Here is a 26,640-nt window from a genome sequence, read left to right on the forward strand (position 1 = left end):
GACAGTAGAAAAAAACTACTGTCCTTTCTTTTTTTTATTGCTACTTAATTATTTATATAAGATGATTGGTTAATTTAGTTTACCCTTTATGGGTGCGTGGATTGGAACAATAATGCAAAAAGTATAGATTGATAAGTTGTTACGTAATCTTAAAAATAAAGTGGAAAAATTATTATTTTTTTTGTTCTTTGTTAAATAAAGTTTGTCTGCTAATATTTAATATACTGGCTATTTGCGTTTTTGTAAATCCTTGTTGAAGTAGATCTTGAATGAGAAGGGTATCCATATCTTGATGTAGTTTTTTTAAATTGATGTTCATAGAATGGATATCAATTAGTGGATTTTTTTTTGTAGAAGGATTATCAAATAATGTTTGATAATTATCCTTTAAACCCAAGATGTGATAGCGAAGGGCAACGCTGTATAATTCGCGAATATTTCCCCACCAATGATGATGTTGTAAAACTTGTTTCAATGCAGCAGGAATTTTTTTGGTAGATCCCGTTATTTTTTTTGTAAACAATTCAAATAAATAAATGATATCATCGGGCCGTTCATCTAAAGAAGGTAGGTTGAGGGTCAGTGTATGGAGTCTAAAAAATAAATCACGTCTAAAGGTGTTATTGCATACTGCTTGTATAATGTCGTCATTGCTGGCAGAAATGATACGGATATCAAGGGGAATAACGTAGTCAGAACCGATACGCATGACTTGTTTGGTTTCTAGGACGCGTAGTAGTTTAGTTTGAATGGCAGGAGACATGCTGTTGATTTCGTCTAAAAAAATAGTGCCTGTATGGGCTAATTCAAAGAATCCTGTTTTCCCGTCTTTGCGAGCACCTGTAAATGCACCGCCTACGTAGCCGAATAGTTCACTTTCTAAGAGTTCTGGGGGTAAGGCCGCACAATTTACGGCAACAAAAGGACCATGAGAGCGAGAACTAGCATTATGAATACTTTGGGCGAATAACTCTTTTCCTGTACCGCTATCTCCTTGAATTAATATAGGTTCATCATAGAGTGAAAATTGTTGTGCCAAGGAAATTATTTTTTTCATGTTCGAATCGATGGTGTGAATATCATTAAAATGATGTGTGGCGGTTAAGCCTGTACGCGTTAATTTATAGCGAATATTTTTCTCTAAACGTTGTAAGCGTGTGATATCGCGTAAAGTGATAATAGAATGTGTTTCTTTGTTGATTTTAAAGGTATTAGCTGTTGCTACTAAGGTATAGGGAGTTTGCGTAATAATGGTTTCTTTGCTTGGTTCGGTATATTTTAGCTCCATTGAAATTTCTTCTATTTTTTTTGGAAATTTTTGGATGTGAAAAAACTGTTTTGTCTTTCTATTGAAGTGAGAAATATGTCCCGTTTCGTCATGAAGAATAATCCCTTCCTCAATATGGGAAAGAATAGAGGTAAGGATGCTTAATTGTTTTTGTGTTTTTGTGTGAAATTGAATTAATTCGTGGGCAAAATTCAGGGCAGATAGAATAACAGATTCGCTCGGGTATATAGGAAAGGTAGGAAGTGGTAAATGGTCTGTAAGTTGTGGCAATAAAGTACAGCCTACGAGTGCTGTATGTGGACTGGGAGGAATTTTGCGAATGAGTGAAAGTAAGTGTTCAAAAGGTGCTTCTAAGTTATAAGGCGGATGAATAATTAATTTTTTGCGTAGGTGTGCAGGGCAAGTTTCGATACGAAACATAAAATTTTTATTTAGTAATAAATGAATTTTTTTATAGGCGTGTAACTGTGAAAGGGTGTATAAGACATCGGTGGTAGAACTGTATAGGCAAAGTAGGGGAAAAGCGTTTATCTTTTCTTGTAAAATTTGGTGTGCTCCACTATTGGTAATAATTACTTTTGTACCATTTTTTATTAATTCTTTGGCTTGTAATATGAGCCGCGGAAATTCGATAATTTCTATTTTTGGAAATTGTGTTTTAGGAATTTGTGGATAGTAGGTAGATAAGGTATGACAGATCGTGTCTTTTAAATATGTATCAGCAATAAGGAAACAAATTTCTTTCATGTTGACCTCCTATAATAAAAAAGTAATGTTTTGTTTCTGTTGTAAAATATTGTATCAATATTTTTACACAAAAGAAATAAAAATTTAATTTAACATGAGATATATGCGTTGATATAGCTAATTTTTAGTTGGCACAGAAATTGCATAGAAAAGAGTATAAAGAAAGGTATGTTGTTTATGAGTATAAGGATATAAGGAGGTTATGATGATGAAAGTGTTAATGACTGGAAACGAAGCGGTTGCACGAGGATTATATGAAGCAGGAGCTTCTTTTGCTTCTGCTTATCCTGGTACCCCAAGCACGGAAATTTTGGAAAATACGGCGACGTATAAGGAGATTTATTCGGAATGGGCACCGAATGAAAAGGTAGCGATGGAAGCAGCAATTGGTGCATCGATGGCAGGAGTTCGTTCGTTTGCATCAATGAAAATGGTGGGATTGAATGTAGCGGCTGACCCTATTTATACGTTTGCGTATTTAGGTATTAATGGTGGTTTTGTTTTTGTCTCAGCTGATGACCCGGGGATGCATTCTTCTCAAAATGAACAAGATAATCGGCATTATGCGAAATCAATGAAGATTGCCATGTTTGAGCCATCTAATTCACAGGAATGTTTAGATATGGTAAAAGAAGCATATCGGGTTAGCGAACTATATTCGGTTCCTATTATGCTGCGGATGACTACACGTATTTGTCATTCAAAAAGTTTGGTTAAGACAGGCGAACGAAAAGAATTTTCTTATGTTCCTTATGTAAAAGCACGGGAAAAAATGGATGCTATACCGGCTATTTCTAAAGTACGCAGGTATTTTGTGGAAGAACGGGAACAACAGTTGAAACAATATGCGGAAGAATCATTGTTTAATATGGTAGAAATGAATGATACGCGTATTGGTATTGTGGCGGCTGGTGCTGCTTATACGTATGCAAAAGAAGCATTGGGCGAACGGGCTTCATATTTAAAATTAGGATTTACCTATCCATTACCACTAGAAAAGATCCGAGATTTTGCTAAAAAAGTTGATGAATTATATGTGGTAGAGGAACTAGATCCCTTTATGGAAGATATTATTCGTGCGGCTGGTATCCCCTGTCGTGGTAAAGATGTCATTCCCAATATTGATGAGTTAAATCCTAATATTGTAAGTGAAGGTATTTTACAAGAAAAGTCAGTGGGTATTGTTGTTGATCAGAAGTTGACAGTGCCAAGACCGCCTACGTTATGTGCAGGCTGTCCGCATCGAGGGTTTTTCTATGCGTTAGCCAAACGGAAAGATACGGTTATGGTTGGCGATATTGGCTGCTATGCTTTAGGCGGTGCAGCACCACTTCATGCAAAGGATTTAGCTGTCTGTATGGGGAGTGCTTTTTCGGTTAGTCATGGATTATGTCATGGACTTAAGCAGAGTGGTCAGTCAAAACGTGTTGTAGGTGTGATGGGCGACTCAACATTTTTCCATACGGGTATTAATTCGCTTATTGAAGTTGCCTATAATCGTTCACCAGCAATTTGTGTTATTTTGGATAATCGGATTACGGGGATGACTGGACACCAGGATCATCCTGGTACGGGATATACGTTGATGGGTGAAGAAACACTAGCTATTGACATTGAAACGGTTGTACGGGCAGTGGGAATTACGCAAGTGCGCATTGTTAATCCATTAGATTTAACGGCAATGAAGGAAACATTAGATTGGGCATTTTCTATTACGGATGAACCGAGTGTTATTATTACTAAGTGGCCGTGTGTGTTGAAAACGTTTACAGAAGAAGAACTCAAACAGTATGCTGTGTATCAAGATCCGTGTGAAGTAGATGAAGATACTTGTATAGGTTGTAAACGTTGTTTACAGACGGGATGCCCAGCTTTGCGGTATCAAGGCGATAATAAAAAAGCGAGTATATCACAACCCGATTGTGTAGGTTGTTCTGTTTGTTTGCAAGTGTGTCCGGTACAGGCAATTCGATATAGGGAGGGAGCATAAATGGCAGCTGTAAAAAGTGTATTATTTGTTGGAGTTGGAGGACAAGGAACGATTCTAGCTAGTAAAATATTAACGATGGGACTTATAGCAGAAGGTTATGATGTGAAAATGTCTGAAGTGCATGGCATGAGTCAACGTGGTGGTAGTGTTAGTACGCAAGTTCGTTTTGGTGAGTCGGTTGCATCACCGATTATTGGTGAAGGTATGGCCGATGTGCTTGTGGCGTTTGAAGAAATGGAAGGCGTTCGCTATGCATCTTTTTTAAAAGAAAGTGGGATTGCTGTGGTAAATATGCATCGTATTCCCTCAATGACGGTTTTATCGGGGCAATGCACGTATCCTGAGGGCTGTTTAGAAGAGTTGCAACGTAAGGTTAAAGTAGTGCCTTTGGATGCGAGTCAAATTGCAACCGATTTAGGCAATGTGAAAAGTGCTAACATTGTCTTATTAGGGGCTTTGATTGCGGCACTAGGATTAAAGCATATAGATTGGCATAGTATTATTGCACAAACGGTAAAAAAATCCTTTGTTGCGTTAAATATACAGGCATTTGAAAAAGGAAAAAGTGCGGTATAAGTAATTCTGAATAAGGGGGATTATTATACATCTCCCTTATTCCAAGTGATGCGGTAATTGAGGTAAGGAGGGAAGAATATGTCTATTGTCAATAGTGTATTACGGAGTATCTTTCGTGGTGAAAGTTATGAGCGAGCATCTGGACTAAGTAAAGAAGAATGGAAAAAAGCGACTGCCTTTAGTGGCATTGATGTTGGATGGATTATTATGTGTATTGGTATGTCATTAGGGGCAGGAATTATTTTTCTTCCTATTCAAGTGGGTTTATCGGGGTTGCTGATTTTTTTACTTGTAGCATTAGTTGGATATCCTATTGCTTATCAGCATCAAAAATTATATTTAGATGTTTTGGCAGAAGCCCCAGAATGTGAGGATTTTGCTGGTATCATTTCAGGCTATTTAGGAAAGAATTGGGGATTTTTTTTAGGTTCGCTCTATTTTATTTTTACAACGATTTTAATATTTTTATATTCAACTGCATTAACGAATGATAGTTCATCTTTTTTAGTTACATTTGGGGTGACGGATCATTTGTTATCGGAGAATTTATTTTATGGATTATCTATTATTACCTTTTTAGTTATGGTTGCTTCGCAAGGGGAAAAGTTATTAATGAAAATATCTTCAGGCATGGTATTTACCAAGGCTGCCGTTATTGCTTTGTTGGGGATTATTATGTTTCCTCATTGGCATATTGCGAATGTACTTATTCCAGAAAATATCACGTATGTGATTAAGCATTTTATCATTATGCTTCCTTTTATTGCGATGTCTATTGAGTTTTTTGTCGGACTAGGACCTGTGGTTATTTATTTTCGTTCGCAATCAGAAAATAAGATGGTAGCACATTATCGTTCGATGCGAGTGTACAATTTAGCGTATTTGATCTTAGTTATTTTAGTTGTTTTTTATACTATTTCCTTTAATTTAGCAATTAATCATGAACAAGCTGTACATGCGTATACGGCCAATATATCGGCATTAGCTTTAGCTGCTCGGGATATGAGTGGTTCAGGAATTAAGATATTGAATTTGATTTTAAATATTTTTGCGGTGGTTACGGCTTATTTTGCTATGTTCTTGAGTTTTAGAGATGCCTGTACGGGTATTGTGATGAACGTGCTTAAGCGGATTACATCGGAAGAAAATTTAAATCGTCGGGTATTAAAGTATGGCATTAGTGTATTTTGTGTTTTGCTATGCTGGGGAATCATTTTAGTCAATGCACCGATTTTGAAATTTACACCGATATTAGGCTGTCTTATTGGGATTATTGCTTGTTTCTTACCAGCCTGTTTGGTATGGAAGTTAGATTATTTAAAAAAATATAAAGACTGGAAGTTGATCCCGGTTATTTTTATGGGCCTTATATTACTTATTTCTCCAATTATATCGTTGTGGTAAGATGTGTATAAATAATTATCTCTGTGTGTATAAAAAAGTATGAAAAAAGGTTTGGTGATGATATGAATGTACAGGAACTATATAAGCAAAAGTTGCGTATGCCACAAGAAGCGGTACGCATCGTAAAAAATGGAGATTGGATTGACTATAGTCAGGTCTGTTCGTTTCCTCAAGCACTTGATCGTGCCTTAGCAGAACGCAGTGGAGAGTTAGAGGATGTAAAAATTCGTAATGCTATTTCTTGCTGTCCCGTGCAAGTGGTAGAACAAGATAAAGCACAACAGTCTTTTACCTATAATTTATGGCATTGCTCTTCATTAGATCGAGTTTATTTAGATACAAATCGTGCTTTTCATTCGCCTATGGCGTTTAGAAATTGTGGTTCTTATTATAGTAGGGGAATGGCACCTGTTAATGTAGCTATGATAACGGTGGCACCTATGGATAAGCAAGGTAATTTTTCGTATGGTTTAACGAATTGTTGCCAACAAGAAGTACTTGATGCAGCAGATCATATTATTTTAGAAGTAAATCCTAATATGCCCGTTATTTATGGGATGGCAAATGATCATATTCATATCTCCGATGTTGAGTATGTGGTAGAGAGCAATGTTTCTTTATGCACGGCACCAGGAAGAGCAGCGACTGAGTTAGATCGTAAGATTGCAGAAAATATTTTTCCCTATTTATATGATGGGATGAATTTACAACTAGGTATTGGTGGTATTCCCAATGCATTAGGTGAATTGATCGCGGCATCTGATTTGAAAGATTTGGGCATGCATACAGAGTTGATGAGTGATGGTTATTTAGAGTTATATAAAGCTGGGAAAATTACGAATAAACGTAAGAATTTACAACGACATAAGGGCGTATTTTCTATTTGTTTAGGGTCTACTGAATTATATAAATTTTTGCATTGCAATCAAGATATTTTATCGGCACCGATGAGTTATGTGAATAATCCAGAAGTTATTCGCCAATTGGATAATTTTGTCTCTATAAATGGTTGTATTGCGGTTGATTTGTATGGACAAGTTTCCTCGGAATCATCGGGAATACGACATATCAGTGGAACGGGTGGTCAATTAGATTTTGTTACAGGCGCATATATGGCAACGGAAGGGAAGGCTTTTTTAACTATGGCGTCTATGCATGTTGATAAACATGGGTGTAAGCATTCTCATGTTGTACCCCGGTTTACTGCTGGGGATATTATCACTACTCCACGTACACAGGCACCTTATTTGGTTACAGAATATGGTGTAGCTCATTTATCTGGATTGACTACATGGCAACGAGCTGAAGCTTTAATTTCTATTGCTCATCCTGATTTTCGTGAGGAATTGATTCAATCTGCTGAAGTTCAAGGAATTTGGCGTAAAAGCAATAAAAAATAAGAAATACAAGTAAAATATCTTTTTGCGAATTTTAATTAAAAAGAGACTACACTAATATGTATAATGATAAAATGGAAAAATATTAAAAAAATTATAAAAACATATTGACAAAGATATTTTCCTTTTGTACAATAAGTACATGCTTACGGACAAGATGTTCTTGAAGCAGGATATTGTAAAAATCTGATGACGGGAAAGAGTACTTTATAGTGAAATTTTCAGAGAGCCGATGGGTGGTGTGAATCGGTAATGGAAGATAAAGGAAAATCATCCCTGAAGAGAAGTGCTGAATATATTATTAAGCACTCACGATTTTTCCACGTTATAGGAAACGCGTATGTTGGTACGTTGTAGAGAGCCCGTAATAACAGTAATGTAACGGGAATCAGGGTGGTAACGCGGAATATACTCCGTCCCTCAGAAGAGGGACGGAGTTTTTTTATATCGCAAACGGCACTGACGTTCTCTACATTCCAACAGGAATAATTTATTACCTAATGGAGGAGAGATGTAGTATGGCAAAAGTGTATTATGACAAAGATGTAAATTGGGATGTGTTGAAGAATAAGAAGGTGGCCGTTATTGGGTATGGTAGTCAAGGACATGCACATGCTTTGAACTTAAAAGAAAGTGGTGTAGACGTTGTAGTTGGTTTATATGAGGGAAGTAAGTCGGTAGCACGAGCTAAAGCGGCGGGATTAGAGGTAAAACCGGTAGCACAAGCGGTGGCAGAAGCAGATGTAACGATGGTTTTAATTCCAGATGAAAAACAAGCGACCGTATATAAAAAAGAAATTGCTCCTAATTTAAAATCATATAGTGCGTTGGCATTTGCTCATGGGTTTAATATACATTTTAAACAGATTGTACCGCCAGAAAATGTGGATGTTTTTATGGTTGCACCTAAGGGACCAGGACATTTAGTGCGGCGAACCTTTGTAGAAGGTGGCGGTGTTCCTGATGTTTTTGCGGTGGAACAAGATGCGACAGGAAATTGTTTTGATTTAGCATTAGCTTATGCTGGTGGTATCGGCGGAACTCGGGCAGGAGTATTGCAAACTACATTTAGAGAAGAAACAGAAACTGATTTGTTTGGTGAACAGGCCGTGCTTTGTGGTGGTATTTGCCAACTTATCACTAATGGATTTGAAACATTATGTGAAGCTGGATATCAACCGGAAATTGCATATTTTGAAACATTTCATGAAATGAAGTTGATCGTTGATTTGATGTATGAAGGCGGAATGGCAAAAATGCGTCAATCTATCAGTGATACTGCTGAATATGGTGATTATACGGCTGGTAAAAAAGTGGTTACAGAAGAAACGAAAAAAGCGATGAAACAGGTGTTGGCAGATATTCAAGACGGTACCTTTGCTAAAGAGTGGTTATTGGAAAATAATGCAGGTGGACGAGCTCATTTCTTAGCTATGCGACGGCAACATGCTGAACATCCAGTAGAGGTTGTTGGGGAAACACTGCGTAAAATGATGCCATGGCTGCATAATGATGATAAAAAAGATTAAGGGTTGGTAAACTATCAAAAAAAGAACGGACATCTTTTTTATATGGATATAGAAAGATGCCCGTTCTTTAAATAGTATGAGGTGAAGATAATGAAAATGACCGGAGCACAAGCCCTGCTTGAATGTCTGAAAAGAGAACATGTGGATGTTGTTTTCGGCTATCCGGGAGGGGCTGTATTAACATTATATGATGAATTGTATAAAGCTAAGTTTCCCCATATTTTAACAGGACATGAGCAAGGTGCTGTACATGCGGCTGATGGATATGCACGTGCAACGGGAAAAGTTGGTGTCTGTTTTGCTACGTCTGGACCGGGTGTATGTAATATGGTTACAGGTATTGCTACGGCAAATATGGATTCGATTCCCTTAGTCATTATTAGTGGGCAAGTTGCTACTGCACTTATTGGTAGAGATTCATTTCAAGAAGCTGATATTTCTGGTATTACTACGCCTATTACAAAACACAATTATTTAATAAAAGATGTCAAAGAATTGCCCCGCGTGTTAAAAGAAGCATTCTTTATAGCTAAGACGGGACGTCCTGGACCAGTATTAGTGGATATTGCCAAAGATGTATTTGATACAGAATTTTTTTATACGTATCCAGAAGAGGTTCAATTGCGTGGATATACAGGGCATTACGAAGGACAGGTTTTTGATTTGGATAAAGCTGTTGCCGCACTAGAAGAAGCACGGCGTCCTCTTTTTTTAACAGGTGGTGGGGTCATTGCTGCTAATGTATCTCCGTTGCTACGGCAGATTGTTGATGTGTTACAAGTGCCAGTTATTACGACATTAATGGGAAAAGGTGCTGTCGATGACTTGTATCCGTATCATTTAGGTATGGTAGGCATGCATGGATCGTACGCTGCGAATATGGCTGTTACGGAATGTGATTTATTGGTAGCTTTGGGGGCGCGATTTGATGATCGCGTGACAGGGGTTGTTGCGAATTTTGCTCCGCAAGCACAGATTATTCATTTAGATATAGATAAGGTAGAAATTAATAAAATTATACATGCACATATTAGTGTAAATGGAGATTTGCGATGGTCATTACCTTTGTTGTTGAAAAAAATTACGGCGTCAGCAGTTCCTTTTGTCAATCAGTTTGCAACATGGCGAGAGCATGTAACACAGCGACATATTCAACATCCATTTCAAACTCGACAAGTACCTCATACGATATCACCACAAAAATTATTTGAAGAAGTGCGTAAAAGGGTTCCAGACGATACGATTGCTGTTACTGATGTGGGACAACATCAAATGTGGACTGCCCAATTTTTTAATTTGTCTATTCCACGCACGTTTTTATCATCGGGCGGATTGGGAACCATGGGGTATGGCTTGCCAGCCGCCATGGGAGCTAAAATTGGTTGTCCTCGCCAAATGGTTGTACTTTTTACGGGTGATGGTAGTATCATGATGAATTGTCAAGAATTTATGACCTTGACAAAATATGGTATTGATATAAAAGTTATTGTTTTACATAATAATGTTCTTGGTATGGTCAATCAGTGGCAACGAATGTTTTATAAGGGGCATTATTCAGCCTCAATATTAGCGGATAATCCAGATATAACCAAGGTTTCTGCATCTATGGGCGTATCAGGATGGAAGGTGAGTGAACCGGAAGAATTGATCCCTACCTTAGAGGAATTTTTGATAGCGGAAGGATCCGGAGTCTTAAACGTACGGATTCCAGAAGATGAAAATGTATACCCTATGGTGCCTGGGGGTAAGCGATTAGATCAAATGGTGTGGGAGGGAAAAACGGTATAATGAGACAACATTTAGCTATTTTAACCGATAATAAACCTGGTGTTTTGACCCATGTAGCAGGACTTATTAGTCGAAGAGCAATTAATATAGAATGTATCAATGCAGGATATACAGAAGAACCAGACGTGACACGTATTAATATTATTGTAACTGTCGAAAATCGTGAAGCATTAGATCAAGCGGTTAATCAGTTAGCTCGATTGATTGATGTGATAAAGGTAATAAATTTAGACGATCGGCCTTTTATTGGGTGTGAATTGGCGATGATTAAAGTTAAGTATACGCATACATCTCAACGAGAAGAGCTGGCAAATATGGCGGCATTATTTCATGCAAAAGTAGTAGATGTACAGTTAAATTCACTTATTTTGCAAGTCGCAGGCAAGGAAGATCGAATTGAGGCATTGTTGCGTATGTTAAATGAATATGAAATATTAGAGATTGCTCGCACGGGTCAAATTTCATTATCTCGAGGTGATGTACCCGTAAAAAATATGTAAAGAAAGAAGTGTGACTAATATGCGTAGTGATGTAGTAAAAAAAGGAATTACAAGAACCGCTCATAGAACGTTATTTCATGCTATGGGATATACAGATGAGGAATTGCAGAAACCGTTAATTGGTGTCGTAAATGCATTTAATGAAATTATTCCAGGACATATTCATTTACGAGATATTGCACAGGCCGTGAAATTGGGGATAGCCGCTGCGGGTGGAACGCCGATTGAATTTCCAGCCATTGGTATTTGTGATGGTATTGCTATGGGACATGCAGGAATGAAGTATCCATTAGCGAGTCGAGAACTTATTTGTGATTCTATTGAAGCGGTTGCTAATGGGCATGCTTTTGATGGGTTGGTGCTTATCCCTAATTGCGATAAAATTGTTCCAGGGATGTTAATGGCAGCAGGACGATTAAATATACCCGCCGTGGTAGTTAGTGGCGGACCAATGCTAGCAGGAAGACACAAGGTTAAAGATATTAGTGTGAGTACTATGTTTGAAGCGGCTGGAAAGGTAGAAAGTGGTCATATGACGAAGGAAGAGTTACAAGAAATGGAATCGCAAGCATGTCCCGGGTGTGGCTCTTGTTCGGGATTATTTACGGCGAATACGATGAATTGTATGACGGAAGTATTAGGAATGGGATTACCTGGGAATGGCACTATTCCTGCTGCTTATACTGGTGCAAGACGTATGTTGGCAAAACAGGCAGGGCATGTGATTATGGATTTAGTGAGGAAAGATATAAAGCCACGGGATATCATGACACGAGAAGCTTTTGAAAATGCTATTGCCGTAGATATGGCTATTGGTGGTTCAACGAATACGGTGTTGCATTTACCCGCTATTGCACATGAAGCAGGGGTAGAATTGCCGTTGGATGTTTTTGATGAAATTAGTCGCAAAGCAGTCTATATTTGTAAAATGAGTCCAGGTGGTACGTACCATATGCAAGATTTAAACGAAGCTGGGGGCATGAATGCAGTAATGAAAGAGTTAACTGCATTAAATTTGATTCATACAGATGCTCAAACAGTAACAGGCACTATTAAAGATCGGATTGCACATGCTGTAAATGAAAGACCGGAAGTATTACATCATATAGAAAATGCGTATATGCATAAAGGAGGGATTGCTATTTTAAAAGGTAATTTAGCTCCCTTAGGATCGGTCATTAAGGAAAGTGCAGTAGAACCAGCTTTATTAACATATACAGGGACAGCGAAGTGTTATGATTCGGAAGAAGCAGCGATAAAAGCTATCTTAGGCGGAGAAATTAAGGAAGGGCATGTAGTCGTTATTCGCTATGAAGGCCCAAAAGGTGGTCCAGGTATGCGAGAAATGTTGAATCCTACCGCCGTGATTACGGGCATGGGACTAAAAGTCGCCTTGTTAACGGATGGGAGATTTAGTGGGGCTAGTCGTGGAGCTTGCGTTGGTCATATATCACCAGAAGCGATGGAAGGAGGACCGATTGCCTTAATAGAAGATGGGGATGTTATTGTAGTAGACATACCACAACGTAAGTTAGTTCTGCAAGTTGACGATGAAGAGTTAGCACGTCGAAAAGCAGCATGGAAACAACCAGAGCCGAAGGTTAAAACGGGATACTTATCCCGGTATGCTCGTTTGGTAACATCTGCTAATACGGGAGCTGTATTACAATGATGGGCAGATAAATTGATGGACTATTATATAAAAAACTAGAAGTTCAATGTTGAACCTCTAGTTTTTTTGATAAAAGTAGCTATAAAAACTTTGTAAAATTTTACGGTAAGATAAAAAAGTCATTATAGTAAATTAGCATTAGTTAGAAAAAAATCCGTATATGTTTGTATACATATACGGGATTTTTAATTATAAGAAATAAGGTTATTCTTTGGAATTGGTAATTTTGAAGATAGGATTATCGATTAATCGATCGGCTTCATCGATATATCTCCGTACAACAGATTGTGATTTATGTCGCGTTTGGCGCATAATTTGTCGTTCTTCTACATGGTGTTGTGCCGCTGAGGTGGCAAAACCATGCCGTAGACTGTGTGCACCATAGTCTTTTGGATCCATACCCATTAAACCTACATAATGTTTAACTAAGAGAGCAATTGTTTTATCAGAAATACGTGTTGAACGAATTTTGTGTCCCTTTGTGAATCCGCGAAAAACAGGACCAGTTGTGATGTTACTTAGGGAGAGCCAGTTTTTTACTGCACATACTGCACATATTTGACTATCTTGAACGTAGGGGATGGCAATCATTTGCCCTTTATCAAAAGGATCTGTTTTTGATTTGCGTAAGGTAATAAGCATACCAAGTCGAGTAAAGCGAATGTCTTCGACATCTAAATTTGTGATTTCAGAACGTCGCATGGCTCCATAAAATCCCGTAAGTAGAATTGCTTTATCGCGTGCTCGTTGCAAAGGATTCCCTTCTATATAAGTGAGCATTTCTTTAATGTCATCAAATAGAATAGGTAATTTCCCCTGTTGAATTGTTCCTTTCATGCGTTTAATACCGCGTAAGGCGTTTTTTACTAAGGGCATTCGACAAGGATTTTCTAGTAATCCAGCGGCATCGAAATTTTCGGTTAATGCACTAATGCGGCGAGCCACTGTATTGGCCTTAGCATGGTCTGCTAAATCATTCATATAATTTACGATGGTTTCTGGTTCAGCTGGAAAAGAGCTGACGTGGTGATAGGAGCACCAATCACAAAAATCATTCCAATCGGATCGATATGCTGTGATAGTATGTTCAGCTCGGGCAATATAAATACTTTGGCGTGATTTTTTGCTAAGTTTGCTGTTTTGTTCAATGGATGTATTTTTTCCGATAAAAAAATTGTTATCGTTATGGGTTTTCATGAGTTATTCTCCTTGTTGGTTCATTTATAGTAACATAGCATAAATATGAATAGATGGTCAAGCCATATTAGGGTAGGGAATTAATGTGTGGGTAGGGAATTAATGTGTGGGGAGGGAAACCATTTAGTATAGTCATAACAAAGGGAAAAGGCTTTTTTTAATTCGGGGAATAAAAATTTGTTTTTATGATAAGTTATTTTGAAATTTCGTTTAAATATATTATTCTTTACATAACAAATGCCTAGTAGTCCAGCACGTACTTCTTTTTCTACTAAATGATACGAAAGAATAGTACCACCTAAACCGGCTATGACCGCTTTTTTTAAAGATTCTGTGTTATTATAACTACCATCGATGCTAAAAGCAACATGCTGTTCTTTCATTAGATGAATAAACATATCTCGTGTACCACTACCTTCTTCGCGTAAGAATAGAGAGATGTCTTGTAAATCAATTAGGTCGATGTGTTGTTTGGTGAGTAAGGGATGGGTAAGGGGAAGGGCGACAACTAGTTCATCCGACATAAATGGTTGAGCTAATAAATATTCTGAATGGATATTTCCTTCAACTAGGGCAAAATCTAGTTTATCAGATAACAACATGCCTTCTAGTTCGGTTGTATTATGAATTTCTGAAACAATTTTGATATGATGTGTTTGTTTTAGATAATGAATATATTCAATTAAACAAAGTTCGCCAATCGTTACACTAGCACCAATGCGGAGGGGATTTGTTTTCTGAAATGATGTCATGGAGGTGTCGATTTGTTTGGTAAGGGAAAAAATTTGATAAGCATATTGTAATAAACACTTTCCTGCGGAGGTGATGTATAAATGTTTGTTTAGTCGTTCAAATAGTTTTGTATCATAGCGAGTTTCTATTTCTTGGATTGCTTGACTGACTGATGGCTGGGTCATGTGTAAGCGCTTTGCGGCGCGGGTCATATTATTTTCTTCACAAACACGAATAAATATGAAAAAGTGCCGTAATGTAATAGATTTCTTCATATAGCCTCCTACCTATCAAATATATAAAATAATACAATTTTACATATGTTTTTTTATATGATACACTGTTTTACAGTTGCTAACAAGATATACATATTTTTTATGTATATGAATAGCATATAGTTCTATAATGAGGAGTTGTTGGGGAAATGTCTAGGATACATATTAAAGGGATGCTCTTTACCTTAATTTTTGCTATTCCGGCTGCATTATTAGGGTGGAAATTTCCGCTTATTGGTGGTCCTGTATTTGGTATTTTATTAGGAATGATTTTTGCGGGGATAAAACGACCACCTACATTTGAACCAGGAATTACGTATACAGGAAAACAAATATTGCAATATTCTATTGTTTTGCTAGGTTTTGAAATGAATTTAATGCATGTTGTTCACACGGGAGCTCGTTCTTTTTCAGTAATGGTATTTACTTTGGCTACGGCTTTTATTGTGGCGTTTGTATTTGGTAAATTGTTGAAATTACCATTTAACACAACTACATTAGTTGGTGTAGGCACCGCTATTTGTGGTGGTTCTGCCATTGCCGCTGTAGCACCTATTATTAAAGCGAATGAAAAGGATGTAGCTTATTCTATTTCAACGATTTTCTTATTTAACATTATTGCTGTCTTTTTATTTCCCTTTTTGGGGCATATGATGCATATGTCAGATAGTGGTTTTGGGATGTGGGCAGGTACGGCAATTAATGATACGTCTTCTGTTGTTGCTGCGGGTTACTCGTATAGTGCAGTTGCGGGTGGATTAGCTACAATTACAAAATTAACACGAGCATTAATGATCGTACCTGTATGCATTATTATTGCAACTATCATGGCCAAGCGCCAAAAAGGGGACAATGCTTTTTCTTTACGTAAAGTATTTCCTAATTTTATTTTATACTTTATTATTGCATCTATCATTAGTACGGTAGGGAATACGGTAATTCCCCATAGTTTGTTGCATTTTCTAGGCGAAGCGGGAAAGTTTTTCATCGTTGTAGCGATGACAGCTATTGGGTTACATACGCATTTATTGGGACTCATTAGGAATGGATTGCGTCCTATTGTATTGGGTTTACTTTGTTGGTTTGGTGTAGCAAGTGTAAGTTTGATTGTACAACATGTGATTGGTATGTTATAAATAAATAGGGGATAGTAGTGTTAACGCACGGAATTGCAGGTTGCATTCCGTGCTTTTTTAGTGCTGGCTTGGTAAGTTTGGTGTTAGGGAATGAGAGAAATACAGGTGTTTTTATTGCTTTACGTATGCTAGCATATACCTTTTTATTTATATTAAAAATATCTATCAAAAGGCGTTGAATGATATGAAGATACCGTAGTATAATAAATTAACAATAGTATATATATGGTGTTGATATGTCATGGGGAGCTATTTTGTTCACCGTTTTTTTATGTTAAGAAAGAGCAAAATGTATTATCGTCATATATGTATAATAGTTGTGAATAAAGAAAATTAGAATAAGGAGTACATATGAAAACATTAACGAATGAATTATATCAAAAATGGCATGATGCATATGAGCAAGATGGACGTAATAAATTGATAGAAAGTGCTATTTCTAATGTAGGTATAGTAGAGGCTAGTAAAAATAAACGCATGATTCAGCAACATAACTTTATATTTAGTGAAGAGATTGAACATAAAAATATTACCGATCAAAAGCAATCGGGTCGTTGCTGGTTATTTGCCGCATTGAATATGGCACGACCTAAATTGATAAAAGAATTGAAGTTAGAATCTTTTGAATTATCACAATCATATCTTTATTTTTTTGATAATATGGAAAAAACGAATGTATTTTTAAATATGATTCGGCAAACAAAAAACTTGGATATTAATAGTCGAGAAGTGATACATGCACTTACGTTTAAAACGGAAGATGGCGGTTATTTTGAATACTTTAAAGCATTGATTGAAAAATATGGCATTGTACCGAAAAGTGTCATGGGAGAAAGCTTTAATACGGAAAATTCTAAAGATATGTTCGAACGGGTTGAAGAGATTATCAAAAAATATGCGATGGATATTCGTCGAAGTGTATCTGATGTAGAGATGGATGCGTTACAAGAAGCATGCTTGGAAAAGGTATATAGTATTTTTGTGAAATGTATAGGAAACCCAGTTACTTCCTTTGATTTTGAATATATTGATAAGGATAAAAAATATCATGTAGAACGGGATATGACGCCCCAATCATTTTATCAAAAATATTTGGCAGGCTTTTACGATCAGACCATCCGACTGATTCATGATCCGCGCGAACGTAATCCGTATGGACGGGTGTTTGTGAATCAGGAAATTAAAAATATTGTGGAAATGGATGGTTTGCGGGGATTAAATGTACCTATTGAAGAGATGAAACAAGCGATGCAACGGTCTTTGCAAGATGGGAAAACGGCATGGTTTGCTTGTGATGTAGGGAAAATGAGTGATCGTAAAGCGGGAATATTAGATCCGCGTATATTTAATTACGAAGAAACACTTACGCCGGTAGGTGATTTTTCTAAAGCCGATCGGTTAGATTCAAGACAATCTGTAGCTACACATGCGATGAATATTACAGGTGTCAAGGTTAAAGAGGGTAAACCATTTCAGTGGAAGGTAGAAAATTCGTGGGGAGAGGGAAATGGTAAAAAAGGTATTTTTTCTATGTCCGATGAATGGTTTACGGAGTATGTATATGAAATTATTATTGATAAAAAATATGTATCAAAAGAATATTTACAGGGGCTTTCTAAAGAGCCGATTGTATATAGCCCGTATGATGCATTTTGTACAATTTTAGGATATATTAAGTAATGAAAAATGGTAAACATCTATAGATGTTTACCATTTTTTTAGTTTAAGTAATGTGCAAAGCGATTAAAATAGGGAATTTTAGATACATCTTCTCGCGTTATTCCACCTGTTATCATCATGATTCCAATATATATGATCATACCCATAGCACAAGGTAAAAATAGGCTGATGACTAATGGTACATATACGTGTAAGAACATATAAAGAAGCGAAACAATACTACCCATGATAATGGCAGCAAAAGCATTGCGTAATATTAATTTTATATCTATGAGGTATCCCGTATGTCGATAGATAAATATTAGGTTTAATAAGGCAGCGACACCGATATCGGCCACAGTCGCACAGGCGGCACCGCGAATTCCTAACGTAGGAATAGCAACTAAAAACCAGTTGCAACAGACTTTCACGGCAGCGGCAATAATCATATTCATGACTGGAATTTTTGGGCGTTTTAGTCCTTGTAAAATAGCCGTAGTAATTTGATGCATACCCAAAAAGAAAATGGCAATGGCTAACGTTCTAGTTGCGGGTGCTGCAGCAGGTGCATTATAAATGAATGTGACGACAGGAGATGCCATGACAAATAGAAGTACACTAAAGGGAATTGTTACTAAAAAGGACACCCGTAACGCACTGGAAGTACGTTGATAAATTTCTTCTTTATTATCTAACGTGAAATAGTGGCTAATGGTAGGAACTAAATTCATTGCCATGGCAATAGTTAAAATGGTTGCTAAGGTAACCAGAGGTACAGACATTCCTGTAAGATAGCCAAATAATTCTGTGGCTTGATGTGTAGTAAAACCAGCCACTTCTAAGCGACGAGGAACAATGAGTAAATCTAAATTGGAAACCACAGGTAACATAATGCTTGCCATAGAAATTGGTATAGAAAGAGAAACCAATCGTTTTAATATGTGGAGTACATTGTCTTGTGGATATAGGGGAGCTTGTATTTTAGGAAGCGATTGTTGCAAACGGTGGTAAAAAAATAGTAACACCAATAATGCTGCAAGTCCACCAAACCCAGCACCTAAACTAGCACCACCAGCGGCATATTCAAGACCATAGGGCATTAGAAATGAAGCAAATCCGAGCATCGTAATAACACGCACGATTTGTTCGGTAATTTGCGAAATCGCCGTAGGTGCCATTTGTCTCCAGCCCTGGAGATAGCCACGAAAACCAGCAATGACGGTGGTAAAAAATACAGCTGGTGCTAATGCAATTAATGACCAGTACGCTCTGCTTTCGCGAATAATATGTTCATCAATAAAAAAACGCGAACCGAAGAATACTAAGATACTTAATACTAGTGCAGTAGTGCAGAGCATGGTGAGGGAAACGTGAAAAATTCGTTTAGCTCCCAGGTAATCTTCTTTTGCTACTTTTTCTGCAGTGATGATAGAAATGGCAATTGGAATACCCGCGCTGGATACTTCTAGTGCTAATAAATAAATAGGAAAAGCCATTTGATAAATTCCAATGCCCTCTCCACCTAGAATACGCGAAAGAATAATCCAATTAATACTACCAATAGCCTTTACGACAAATCCCGATAAGGTTAAAATCAATGTACCTGAAATAAACTTATTAACCATATTAACCCCTTGCTTTATGTGAATTTCTTATTATAAACAATTTATTTTAACATAATTTTATTTTTCTATCTACTTTTAGATGAAAAGAAGCTTCGAAAAATGGAAACGATTATAAAAATCATATGTATCTTTTTTAGCTATTCCTAATTAGTATGACAAATATATACTATACTAATTGAATATAGAATAAAAGAATGGTACTATTTATATAGTGATAATTAAAATAACCTATTTGCATAATGATGGAGGAGATTATAATGGGATTAAAAAAAAGAATTGTTGGCGTTGTTGGATTGGGGCATGTGGGTGCACATGTAGCGTTTAATTTAGGTATGATGGGCATTGCCGACGCGGTGTATCTTTGTGATAAAAATGAACAAAAAGTATTAAGTGAAGTGCAAGATTTGAATGATGCTGCCCCATTTATGCCTAATCATACGGTTTATACGGTGGTTGATTATGCTGGTTTAAAAGATTGTGATATTATTGTTAATGCGGTGGGAAATATCGCGTTGTTAGCAACTCATGATCGTGATAAAGAGTTAGAAAATAGTGTTAAAGAAGTTGCTGATTTCATTCCTAAAATTATGGCTGCAGGATTTGATGGTATTTTTGTTAATATTACTAATCCTTGCGATGTTATTACGAATTTAATTAGGGAAAAGAGTGGATTACCTACACAACGTGTCGTAGGAACGGGTACGTTATTGGATTCAGCACGATTAATTGCGGTTATTTCTAAGCATACAGGACTAGATGCTCGTGGATTTACGGCATTTATGATAGGAGAACATGGTAATGCACAAATGGCAGCATGGTCTTGCATTTCGTTTTATGGGAAACCATTACGCGAATTGACAAATAAAAAAGAATTCCAGTTTACTAAAGAAGAATCGCAAGCTATGGCAATTAAAGGGGCATGGGTTACTTATGTAGGAAAACAATGCACGGAATATGGTGTTGCTTCGGCAGGAGCAACGTTAGTACGGACGATTTTGCGTGATGAAAAACGTATTATCCCTGTATCGGCATATCTTAATGGTGAATATGGTGAAAAAGGAATTTATTGTGGTATTCCTGCCATCATTAGTGCTAAAGGGGTAGAGTCGATTATTGAATATGAATTGACAGATGAAGAAAAGGTAGAGTTTAAGCAATGCTGCGATGCCATTCGCAAGAATATTGAAAAAAGTCATGCATTGTTATAATTTGTAAAAAATCACTATATAATCCTAAAAGGCGTTGTTAGTAATGCCTTTTAGGATTATTTTGATATATATTATTATTAGTGGTATACTATAATAAAGAGAGGTCTATTAATGGGGATATTACGGGTTTTAAAAGAGATAGGAGCGTGTTGATGTATATGAATGAAACAGAAAAAATTACTTATGATAGTCCTTTTGAAGTAGGTTTTGCAGGTTCTAAAGATGCCTACCACCAAAATCCCCCCTGTTATGGATATAATCCGCGTACTTATTATGAACCATGGCGAGATGATTCGTTGACGGATCGCTTTTTTTCTCCACGAGGACGTATGAGCCGTAAGGCCTTTGCAGCGTCTTCGATTATAGGTTGGATTGTTATGATCATTTGGGGTTCCATTTTGATGAATCGATTATGGGATTCTTTTTTACACGGAATGACAGGGTTGATGTTACCTACGGGGCGCACTTTTTTTACTGTTTCTTATTGTGAAATTACGTTATTATTTGCTATTTTTATAGGTTTCTGTGTGATGCAAAGTATGTTTGTTATCCGGCGATTACATGATCGTAATAAAAGTGGATGGCATTGTATTATTATGTATTTACCCTATATTGGTATTTTGTTTTGGGTATATCTTTTATTTGCTAAAGGAACAAAAGGTAATAATAAATATGGCCCTGATCCGTTAACTCATTTGGGCTAATAAAAAAGAGATGGATATATATCCATCTCTTTTTTTATTAGCGATTAGCGAATGTAATTGGTCATAATTTTTTGTTCGGTTATAGGAGGGGTTATACCAACCTTTTTTCCCGCATCGATGCAGGACATGATCCAGGCCATATTTTTTCCTAGGGTGCGCATAATTTGTAATCCTTCAATATCTTGTTGAACTTCATCAGGACGATTTCCGTGGATCATATTCCAATAATTAGAAGAAACGATGATCATTTGATGATAGGATAGATATTTTAAGAGGACATCTAACGATGCGGTTGTTCCTGCACGTCGAGCAGATACAACAACGGCACCGACTTTATGATGTAATTCTTTGCCAGCAATGGTACAAAGTTTATCTAAAAATGTAATTACTTCTCCCGTTGGTGAAGCCCAATATACAGGAGAACCGAGAACAATACCATCACAGGTTTTTAATTTTTCGGCTACTTCTTTTATTACTGTATCAGTAGGTACAGCGTGAATAATTTCCGTTTCTATAGATTGTTCTTGTAACGCATTGGCAACGACACTTAATGCGGTATAAGTACATCCTTCTTTACGGCGACTACCATTTAATAATAAAACTTTCATGATGAACACCTCTCAATAAACTCTTTATTAGTTGCAATATAACATATTTAAAATGCTGATGTAAAGAGATGTGACTAAGATTACAAGATATTGATATAAACACATAAATAATGAGTTTGTTTTTCATTATTACGAATGATATACTAATTAAATGGAGGGGATTATATGCTAGCACGTGATGTAGATGAACAGCTATCATGGGCGGCATATTTAACAGATTTTGCGGCATGGATTGCTTTTTTTTCACCTTATGTAACAGCGGCACAACGACGAGAAATTGGAAAATATCATCCAGCTATTGCAGCAGCATTAGTAAAAAAGCAAGATCTATTAAGTATGGCTATGAATGGTAGTGCGAAAAAGAAAAATATATATTGATTGTGTGTGTGTTAGGTAAATCGTTTATATGTTGTAAAAATATCGGCATCAGTAGAAACTATATATCTGATGTCGATTATTTTATAAAAAGCATGAGATCTTTTTATTAATTAGTTTTTTAGGCTATTTAAAATGAGGGGATTATGAAAGAGGAATCGATAAAAAGAAACGAAAGAGAAGGTATGGAAAATTATGAATGGGCTGAGCGGTGTTTATTTGCGTAACTTTACTTGGCTATGGTATGATATAAAGTACATGTAAATTCTATTATAGTGGTGGAGTGTTGAAGATAGTATGGATGTCTTAGGAAATAAATTTGCATATATTGCAACCTATGGTTGTCAAATGAATTCTAGTGATAGTGAACGTTATGCAGGTCAATTAGAGGCGTTAGGATATCACATGACGGAAGATATGGATATGGCTGATGTCATTTTACTCAATACTTGTTGTGTGCGAGAAACAGCGGAAGGAAAAACATTAGGAAAAATTGGCGAATTAAAACATTATAAAGAAAGAAATCCTAAGTTGGTTATTGCGATTACAGGTTGTATGGCACAGGAGTGGCAAGATAGGTTATTTGAACGTGCACCGCATGTTGATTTGGTAATTGGTACGCATAATATACATAAACTTACAGAGTTATTACAAGTTCGACAAGGTAAACATGCACTAGCTGCGGATATGTCTTTACCGGCCTTTCATGATTTACCCACGAAGCGTTTTCATAAATTTTTTGCTTGGGTTCCTATTATGAATGGATGTAATAAATATTGCACGTATTGTATTGTTCCGCATGTACGGGGACGTGAAGTAAGTAGACCCTTGCAGGATATTGTAGCAGAAGTAAAGGCGTTAGGGAGAGCTGGATATAAAGAAATTACGTTATTAGGGCAAAATGTTAATTCCTATGGATTGGATTTAAAAGATGGAACGGATTTTTCTTCTTTGGTAGATGCATTGGAAGATGCTAAAGGCGTGGAACGTATTCGATATATGACGAGTCATCCAAAGGATATGACCAAAAAGATGATTGATGCTATTGCTCGTAGTACACGAGTTGTGCATCATTTGCATTTGCCCGTGCAAAGTGGCTCTAACGCAACGTTAAAACGTATGAATCGAGGCTATACAGTGGAACATTACTTAGAGTTAGTCGATTATGCTCGAGAAAAAATGCCCGATTTAGTCTTAACAACGGATATGATTGTAGGATTTCCAGGTGAAACGGAAGAGATGTTCCAGGAAACATTGGCACTTATTCAGCGTGTCGGCTATGATATGGCTTACACTTTTATTTATTCACCACGAACGGGTACGCCTGCAGCAACGTGGAAAGATCAAATCCCACAAGAGGAAAAAAGTAAACGATTGAAACGTTTGATGGATATTCAAAATGAATTTAGTTTAGCTTTAAATAAAAAAATGGAACAGTGCGTATATTCTGTTATTGTTGAAGGTCCGACTAAAAATGATGAACATCATTGGTTCGGAAGGACGGGCGGTAATAAAATGATTATTTGGGAAAATGATGGTTCGGTGTCTATTGGAGATACTGTTTCGGTAGCGGTTGATAAAGGACAAACGTGGGTGTTGAAGGGGCATATTGTAAGCCAAGGAGGATAGCATGACAGAGGAAGTAAAATTGACTCCCATGATGAAGCAATACTTGGAAGTAAAGAAGCAATGTCAAGATCAATTATTATTTTTTCGGTTAGGCGATTTTTATGAAATGTTTTTTGATGATGCTATTACGGCATCACGTGAATTAGATTTAACGTTGACAGGGCGTGCAGGGGGAAATAAAGAAAAGGTTCCTATGTGTGGAGTTCCTTTTCATTCGGCTGATACGTATATTGAACGGTTGGTACAAAAAGGCTATAAAGTTGCGATTTGTGAGCAAATGGAAGATCCCAAAATGACAAAAGGGATTGTCAAGAGACAGATTATTAAAGTGGTAACACCAGGAACGATTACGATGGAGCATGCTGTCGCAGCGAAGCAAAATAATTATATTGGTTGTATTATGCAACAAGGAAATATGATATCTTTGGCTTTAGCGGAAGTTACCACAGGAGAATGTATGTGGATGGCATGTAGTATTAAGCAGATGGAAGAGAAATTATTTGATATATTATCTGTTTATACACCTCGTGAATTAGTGATAGAAACAATGGCTTCATCGCAACAGTCTCGAGTAAAACGATTTTTAGAAACCCGTGATTGGAGTTGTACGGTAACCGCGATTCAGCGAGATGAAAGTATTGCTTATGAAACGTTACCAGTTAAATATTTTTCAGCACAAGCTGTTGAAAAAGCCAAACCTGTATTAGCTTGTATCGGTGTGTTGTTGAAATATATTGCTGATGTAATGAAGTCTGAAATTTCTCATATGAATTTATTAATCGCCATTGATTATACAAAACAATTGGTATTGGATGCTGCTAGTTTGCGTCATTTAGAGGTAACTCAAAATGTTAGGGATGGTGGGCGTAAGGGTACACTGTTAGAAGTGCTTGATCATACTCAGACGGCGATGGGAGGCCGGTTACTACGGAAGTGGTTAGAATCTCCATTGCTATCGATTGGGGATATTACGTATCGACAAGACAGTGTGGCAGAACTAGTGCAAAAAGTAACATTACGACAAGACTTGGTAAACATTTTATCCCGTATTTTTGATTTTGAACGTATTTTGACGCGTATTGAAATTGGAACAGTCAATCCTAAAGATATGGTAGCTTTACGGGAGTCGTTAGCAGCGTTGCCCGCAATTAAGCAATATTTAGCACAAGCTCAATCTAGGATGCTTAAGCAATTGGCAACACAGATTTCTGTACACGATGATATGTATACGTTATTAATGAGGGGAATTAACGATAATCCTGGTACGGTGTTACGCAATGGTGGGGTTATCCGCAGTGGTTTTTCAGCAGAGTTGGATGAGATTAGGCGATTAGCAGCAGATAGTCAAACCATATTGCAGGAATTGGAAGCAACCGAACGGGAACGCACGGGTATTAAAATGAAAATTGGTTATACAAAAGTATTTGGGTATTATTTTGAGATTTCTCATGCTAATACCAAACCGATTCCTGACTATTATGTACGTAAGCAAACATTGGTTAACGCAGAACGTTATATTACGCCAGATTTAAAAGAATTTGAAGTAAAAGTACTTACTGCACAAGAACGGATGTTAGCATTAGAAACGGCATTGTTTGCAACAATACGAGAAGACTTGCAACAACAAATTGCGGCTATGCAAGAGACGGCACGAGCATTGGCACAAGTAGATTGCTTGGTTAGTCTTGCGGTGGCAGCACAAAAATATAGGTATATACGACCGCAATTGAATACAGAGCGGACTATTCTTATTCGGGACGGACGACATCCTATTATTGAACGATTTTTGAAGTCGGAAGTATTTGTACCTAATGATGTGCAATTAAATCACAATGATCATGAAATTCTAGTGCTTACAGGACCTAATATGGCGGGAAAATCGACGTACATGCGTCAAGTAGCCGTATTGGTTTTAATGACCCAAATAGGAGCGTTTATTCCAGCTAAAGAAGCATCTATTTGTCCCGTTGATCGTATTTTTACTAGAATTGGTGCTAGTGACGATATATTGACAGGACAAAGTACATTTATGGTTGAAATGAAGGAAGTCGCATATATCTTAAAACATGCGACTATGAATAGTTTGCTTATTTTTGATGAGATTGGGCGAGGGACGAGTACTTTTGATGGCATGTCTATTGCCCGTGCGGTGATCGAATATGTAGAAAGTAAGGTTCATGCTTTAACATTATTTGCTACTCATTATCATGAATTAATTGATATGAGCGATAAAACGACAAAAATAAAAAATTATACGGTAGCTGTTAAAGAGCGCGGCAAAGATATTACTTTTTTGCGACGTATTATTGCTGGTGGTGCGGATCGTAGTTATGGATTGCATGTTGCACGATTGGCGGGAGTACCAGAATCTTTATTAAGCAGGGCGGAAGTAATTTTAAAAGACTTGGAGGCAGCGGAAACAAGACCTTGTCGGGTGGCTGCTTCTAAGGAAGTGGTTGAACGTAATATAGATTTATTCACGAATCCAATTATAGATGCATTAGTGTCAGTGGATGTTATGGCATTGACACCTATTGAAGCTATTTCGTTTTTGTATAAATTACAAACGGAGGCAAAAGAGGGGAGTGGAATGAAGTGAAT

The 26,640-nt window shown here is 37.0% G+C and carries 20 protein-coding genes and 1 other annotated feature; of the genes, 15 read left to right on the forward strand and 5 right to left on the reverse strand.

Going from position 1 to position 26,640, the window contains the following annotated elements:
• Positions 1-172: 172 nt before the first annotated feature.
• Positions 173-2,035 carry a sigma-54-dependent Fis family transcriptional regulator gene (locus HMPREF1040_RS05760; RefSeq protein ID WP_007393030.1) on the reverse strand — a complete coding sequence of 621 codons (1,863 nt, stop codon included), beginning with the start codon at positions 2,033-2,035 and terminating at the stop codon, positions 173-175.
• Between the two features lie 205 nt (positions 2,036-2,240).
• Between HMPREF1040_RS05760 and iorA the strand changes: the two genes are divergently transcribed.
• The 8 genes from iorA (at position 2,241) to ilvD (ending at position 12,891) form a co-directional block, all read left to right on the forward strand.
• Positions 2,241-4,025 carry an indolepyruvate ferredoxin oxidoreductase subunit alpha gene (iorA, locus tag HMPREF1040_RS05765; RefSeq protein ID WP_007393027.1) on the forward strand — a complete coding sequence of 595 codons (1,785 nt, stop codon included), beginning with the start codon at positions 2,241-2,243 and terminating at the stop codon, positions 4,023-4,025.
• Positions 4,026-4,601: an indolepyruvate oxidoreductase subunit beta gene (locus HMPREF1040_RS05770; protein WP_007393033.1), complete on the forward strand. Its 576-nt coding sequence runs from the start codon at positions 4,026-4,028 to the stop codon at positions 4,599-4,601.
• Between the two features lie 78 nt (positions 4,602-4,679).
• Positions 4,680-6,005, forward strand: coding sequence for an aromatic amino acid transport family protein (locus HMPREF1040_RS05775; protein ID WP_007393037.1), 1,326 nt, complete (start codon positions 4,680-4,682; stop codon positions 6,003-6,005).
• A gap of 62 nt (positions 6,006-6,067) precedes the next feature.
• Positions 6,068-7,405: an acetyl-CoA hydrolase/transferase family protein gene (locus HMPREF1040_RS05780; protein WP_036257787.1), complete on the forward strand. Its 1,338-nt coding sequence runs from the start codon at positions 6,068-6,070 to the stop codon at positions 7,403-7,405.
• A 177-nt stretch (positions 7,406-7,582) separates the two neighbouring features.
• Positions 7,583-7,826 (forward strand) — a binding site (T-box leader).
• Between the two features lie 94 nt (positions 7,827-7,920).
• Positions 7,921-8,931 carry a ketol-acid reductoisomerase gene (ilvC, locus tag HMPREF1040_RS05785; protein WP_007393026.1) on the forward strand — a complete coding sequence of 337 codons (1,011 nt, stop codon included), beginning with the start codon at positions 7,921-7,923 and terminating at the stop codon, positions 8,929-8,931.
• Positions 8,932-9,021: 90 nt separating this feature from the next.
• Positions 9,022-10,719 carry a biosynthetic-type acetolactate synthase large subunit gene (gene ilvB / locus HMPREF1040_RS05790; RefSeq protein ID WP_007392993.1) on the forward strand — a complete coding sequence of 566 codons (1,698 nt, stop codon included), beginning with the start codon at positions 9,022-9,024 and terminating at the stop codon, positions 10,717-10,719.
• Positions 10,719-11,219: an acetolactate synthase small subunit gene (gene ilvN, locus HMPREF1040_RS05795; RefSeq protein ID WP_007393024.1), complete on the forward strand. Its 501-nt coding sequence runs from the start codon at positions 10,719-10,721 to the stop codon at positions 11,217-11,219. Before ilvB ends, ilvN begins: the two co-directional genes overlap by 1 nt.
• A 19-nt stretch (positions 11,220-11,238) precedes the next feature.
• The gene (ilvD, locus tag HMPREF1040_RS05800) at positions 11,239-12,891 is read left to right on the forward strand and encodes a dihydroxy-acid dehydratase (protein ID WP_007393004.1); all 1,653 of its coding nucleotides are present in this window, start codon (positions 11,239-11,241) and stop codon (positions 12,889-12,891) included.
• Between the two features lie 204 nt (positions 12,892-13,095).
• Here the strand turns inward: ilvD and HMPREF1040_RS05805 are convergent, their stop codons facing one another.
• Positions 13,096-14,088 (reverse strand): site-specific integrase, encoded by a 993-nt coding sequence (locus HMPREF1040_RS05805; protein WP_007393028.1) that lies wholly within the window; start codon positions 14,086-14,088, stop codon positions 13,096-13,098.
• 80 nt (positions 14,089-14,168) lie between these two features.
• Positions 14,169-15,095, reverse strand: a complete 927-nt coding sequence (locus HMPREF1040_RS05810) for a LysR family transcriptional regulator (protein WP_007393012.1) — start codon at positions 15,093-15,095, stop codon at positions 14,169-14,171.
• A gap of 149 nt (positions 15,096-15,244) precedes the next feature.
• Between HMPREF1040_RS05810 and HMPREF1040_RS05815 the strand changes: the two genes are divergently transcribed.
• Together HMPREF1040_RS05815 and HMPREF1040_RS05820 are read left to right on the forward strand one after the other, a co-directional pair.
• On the forward strand, positions 15,245-16,231 hold the full coding sequence (locus HMPREF1040_RS05815) for a YeiH family protein (RefSeq protein ID WP_007393021.1): 987 nt from the start codon (positions 15,245-15,247) through the stop codon (positions 16,229-16,231).
• 351 nt (positions 16,232-16,582) lie between these two features.
• Positions 16,583-17,911 (forward strand): aminopeptidase C, encoded by a 1,329-nt coding sequence (locus HMPREF1040_RS05820; protein WP_007393015.1) that lies wholly within the window; start codon positions 16,583-16,585, stop codon positions 17,909-17,911.
• Between the two features lie 38 nt (positions 17,912-17,949).
• On the opposite strand, the gene HMPREF1040_RS05825 is transcribed toward HMPREF1040_RS05820, so the two are convergent.
• On the reverse strand, positions 17,950-19,515 hold the full coding sequence (locus HMPREF1040_RS05825; RefSeq protein WP_007393013.1) for a polysaccharide biosynthesis protein: 1,566 nt from the start codon (positions 19,513-19,515) through the stop codon (positions 17,950-17,952).
• A 257-nt stretch (positions 19,516-19,772) separates the two neighbouring features.
• Between HMPREF1040_RS05825 and HMPREF1040_RS05830 the strand changes: the two genes are divergently transcribed.
• Both HMPREF1040_RS05830 and HMPREF1040_RS05835 read left to right on the forward strand, forming a co-directional pair.
• Complete coding sequence (locus tag HMPREF1040_RS05830; RefSeq protein WP_007393000.1) at positions 19,773-20,723, forward strand: lactate dehydrogenase; 951 nt, start codon at positions 19,773-19,775, stop codon at positions 20,721-20,723.
• 152 nt (positions 20,724-20,875) lie between these two features.
• Positions 20,876-21,427 (forward strand): DUF805 domain-containing protein, encoded by a 552-nt coding sequence (locus HMPREF1040_RS05835; protein WP_007393017.1) that lies wholly within the window; start codon positions 20,876-20,878, stop codon positions 21,425-21,427.
• 44 nt (positions 21,428-21,471) lie between these two features.
• On the opposite strand, the gene HMPREF1040_RS05840 is transcribed toward HMPREF1040_RS05835, so the two are convergent.
• Positions 21,472-22,035 carry a flavodoxin family protein gene (locus HMPREF1040_RS05840; RefSeq protein ID WP_007393007.1) on the reverse strand — a complete coding sequence of 188 codons (564 nt, stop codon included), beginning with the start codon at positions 22,033-22,035 and terminating at the stop codon, positions 21,472-21,474.
• Between the two features lie 165 nt (positions 22,036-22,200).
• Here HMPREF1040_RS05840 and HMPREF1040_RS05845 point away from each other — a divergent pair, with 165 nt between their 5' ends.
• The 3 genes from HMPREF1040_RS05845 to mutS all read left to right on the forward strand — a co-directional run bounded on the left by HMPREF1040_RS05845 (position 22,201) and on the right by mutS (position 26,638).
• Positions 22,201-22,413 (forward strand): hypothetical protein, encoded by a 213-nt coding sequence (locus HMPREF1040_RS05845; RefSeq protein WP_007392999.1) that lies wholly within the window; start codon positions 22,201-22,203, stop codon positions 22,411-22,413.
• A gap of 294 nt (positions 22,414-22,707) precedes the next feature.
• Positions 22,708-24,039 (forward strand): tRNA (N6-isopentenyl adenosine(37)-C2)-methylthiotransferase MiaB, encoded by a 1,332-nt coding sequence (gene miaB, locus HMPREF1040_RS05850; protein ID WP_007393009.1) that lies wholly within the window; start codon positions 22,708-22,710, stop codon positions 24,037-24,039.
• A gap of 28 nt (positions 24,040-24,067) precedes the next feature.
• A complete protein-coding gene (mutS, locus tag HMPREF1040_RS05855; protein ID WP_083818375.1) occupies positions 24,068-26,638 on the forward strand; it encodes a DNA mismatch repair protein MutS in 2,571 nt (856 codons plus the stop codon).
• The last annotated feature ends 2 nt before the right edge of the window (positions 26,639-26,640 follow it).

Origin of the sequence: Megasphaera sp. UPII 135-E, from assembly GCF_000221545.1 — a bacterium.
In the GTDB taxonomy this organism is placed as follows: Bacteria; Bacillota; Negativicutes; order Veillonellales; family Megasphaeraceae; genus Megasphaera; species Megasphaera hutchinsoni.

What these genes read in the sequence shown, in the direction of transcription:
- ilvD (WP_007393004.1), top strand. Translation starts at nt 11,239, where the DNA reads ATGCGTAGTGATGTAGTAAAAAAAGGAATTACAAGAACCGCTCATAGA.
- miaB (WP_007393009.1), top strand. Translation starts at nt 22,708, where the DNA reads ATGGATGTCTTAGGAAATAAATTTGCATATATTGCAACCTATGGTTGT.
- HMPREF1040_RS05805 (WP_007393028.1), bottom strand. Translation starts at nt 14,088, where the DNA reads ATGAAAACCCATAACGATAACAATTTTTTTATCGGAAAAAATACATCC.
- HMPREF1040_RS05835 (WP_007393017.1), top strand. Translation starts at nt 20,876, where the DNA reads ATGTATATGAATGAAACAGAAAAAATTACTTATGATAGTCCTTTTGAA.
- HMPREF1040_RS05775 (WP_007393037.1), top strand. Translation starts at nt 4,680, where the DNA reads ATGTCTATTGTCAATAGTGTATTACGGAGTATCTTTCGTGGTGAAAGT.
- HMPREF1040_RS05845 (WP_007392999.1), top strand. Translation starts at nt 22,201, where the DNA reads ATGCTAGCACGTGATGTAGATGAACAGCTATCATGGGCGGCATATTTA.
- iorA (WP_007393027.1), top strand. Translation starts at nt 2,241, where the DNA reads ATGATGAAAGTGTTAATGACTGGAAACGAAGCGGTTGCACGAGGATTA.
- HMPREF1040_RS05820 (WP_007393015.1), top strand. Translation starts at nt 16,583, where the DNA reads ATGAAAACATTAACGAATGAATTATATCAAAAATGGCATGATGCATAT.
- HMPREF1040_RS05825 (WP_007393013.1), bottom strand. Translation starts at nt 19,515, where the DNA reads ATGGTTAATAAGTTTATTTCAGGTACATTGATTTTAACCTTATCGGGA.
- ilvC (WP_007393026.1), top strand. Translation starts at nt 7,921, where the DNA reads ATGGCAAAAGTGTATTATGACAAAGATGTAAATTGGGATGTGTTGAAG.
- HMPREF1040_RS05815 (WP_007393021.1), top strand. Translation starts at nt 15,245, where the DNA reads ATGTCTAGGATACATATTAAAGGGATGCTCTTTACCTTAATTTTTGCT.
- HMPREF1040_RS05810 (WP_007393012.1), bottom strand. Translation starts at nt 15,095, where the DNA reads ATGAAGAAATCTATTACATTACGGCACTTTTTCATATTTATTCGTGTT.
- mutS (WP_083818375.1), top strand. Translation starts at nt 24,068, where the DNA reads ATGATGAAGCAATACTTGGAAGTAAAGAAGCAATGTCAAGATCAATTA.
- HMPREF1040_RS05840 (WP_007393007.1), bottom strand. Translation starts at nt 22,035, where the DNA reads ATGAAAGTTTTATTATTAAATGGTAGTCGCCGTAAAGAAGGATGTACT.
- HMPREF1040_RS05780 (WP_036257787.1), top strand. Translation starts at nt 6,068, where the DNA reads ATGAATGTACAGGAACTATATAAGCAAAAGTTGCGTATGCCACAAGAA.
- HMPREF1040_RS05830 (WP_007393000.1), top strand. Translation starts at nt 19,773, where the DNA reads ATGGGATTAAAAAAAAGAATTGTTGGCGTTGTTGGATTGGGGCATGTG.
- ilvB (WP_007392993.1), top strand. Translation starts at nt 9,022, where the DNA reads ATGAAAATGACCGGAGCACAAGCCCTGCTTGAATGTCTGAAAAGAGAA.
- HMPREF1040_RS05760 (WP_007393030.1), bottom strand. Translation starts at nt 2,035, where the DNA reads ATGAAAGAAATTTGTTTCCTTATTGCTGATACATATTTAAAAGACACG.
- HMPREF1040_RS05770 (WP_007393033.1), top strand. Translation starts at nt 4,026, where the DNA reads ATGGCAGCTGTAAAAAGTGTATTATTTGTTGGAGTTGGAGGACAAGGA.
- ilvN (WP_007393024.1), top strand. Translation starts at nt 10,719, where the DNA reads ATGAGACAACATTTAGCTATTTTAACCGATAATAAACCTGGTGTTTTG.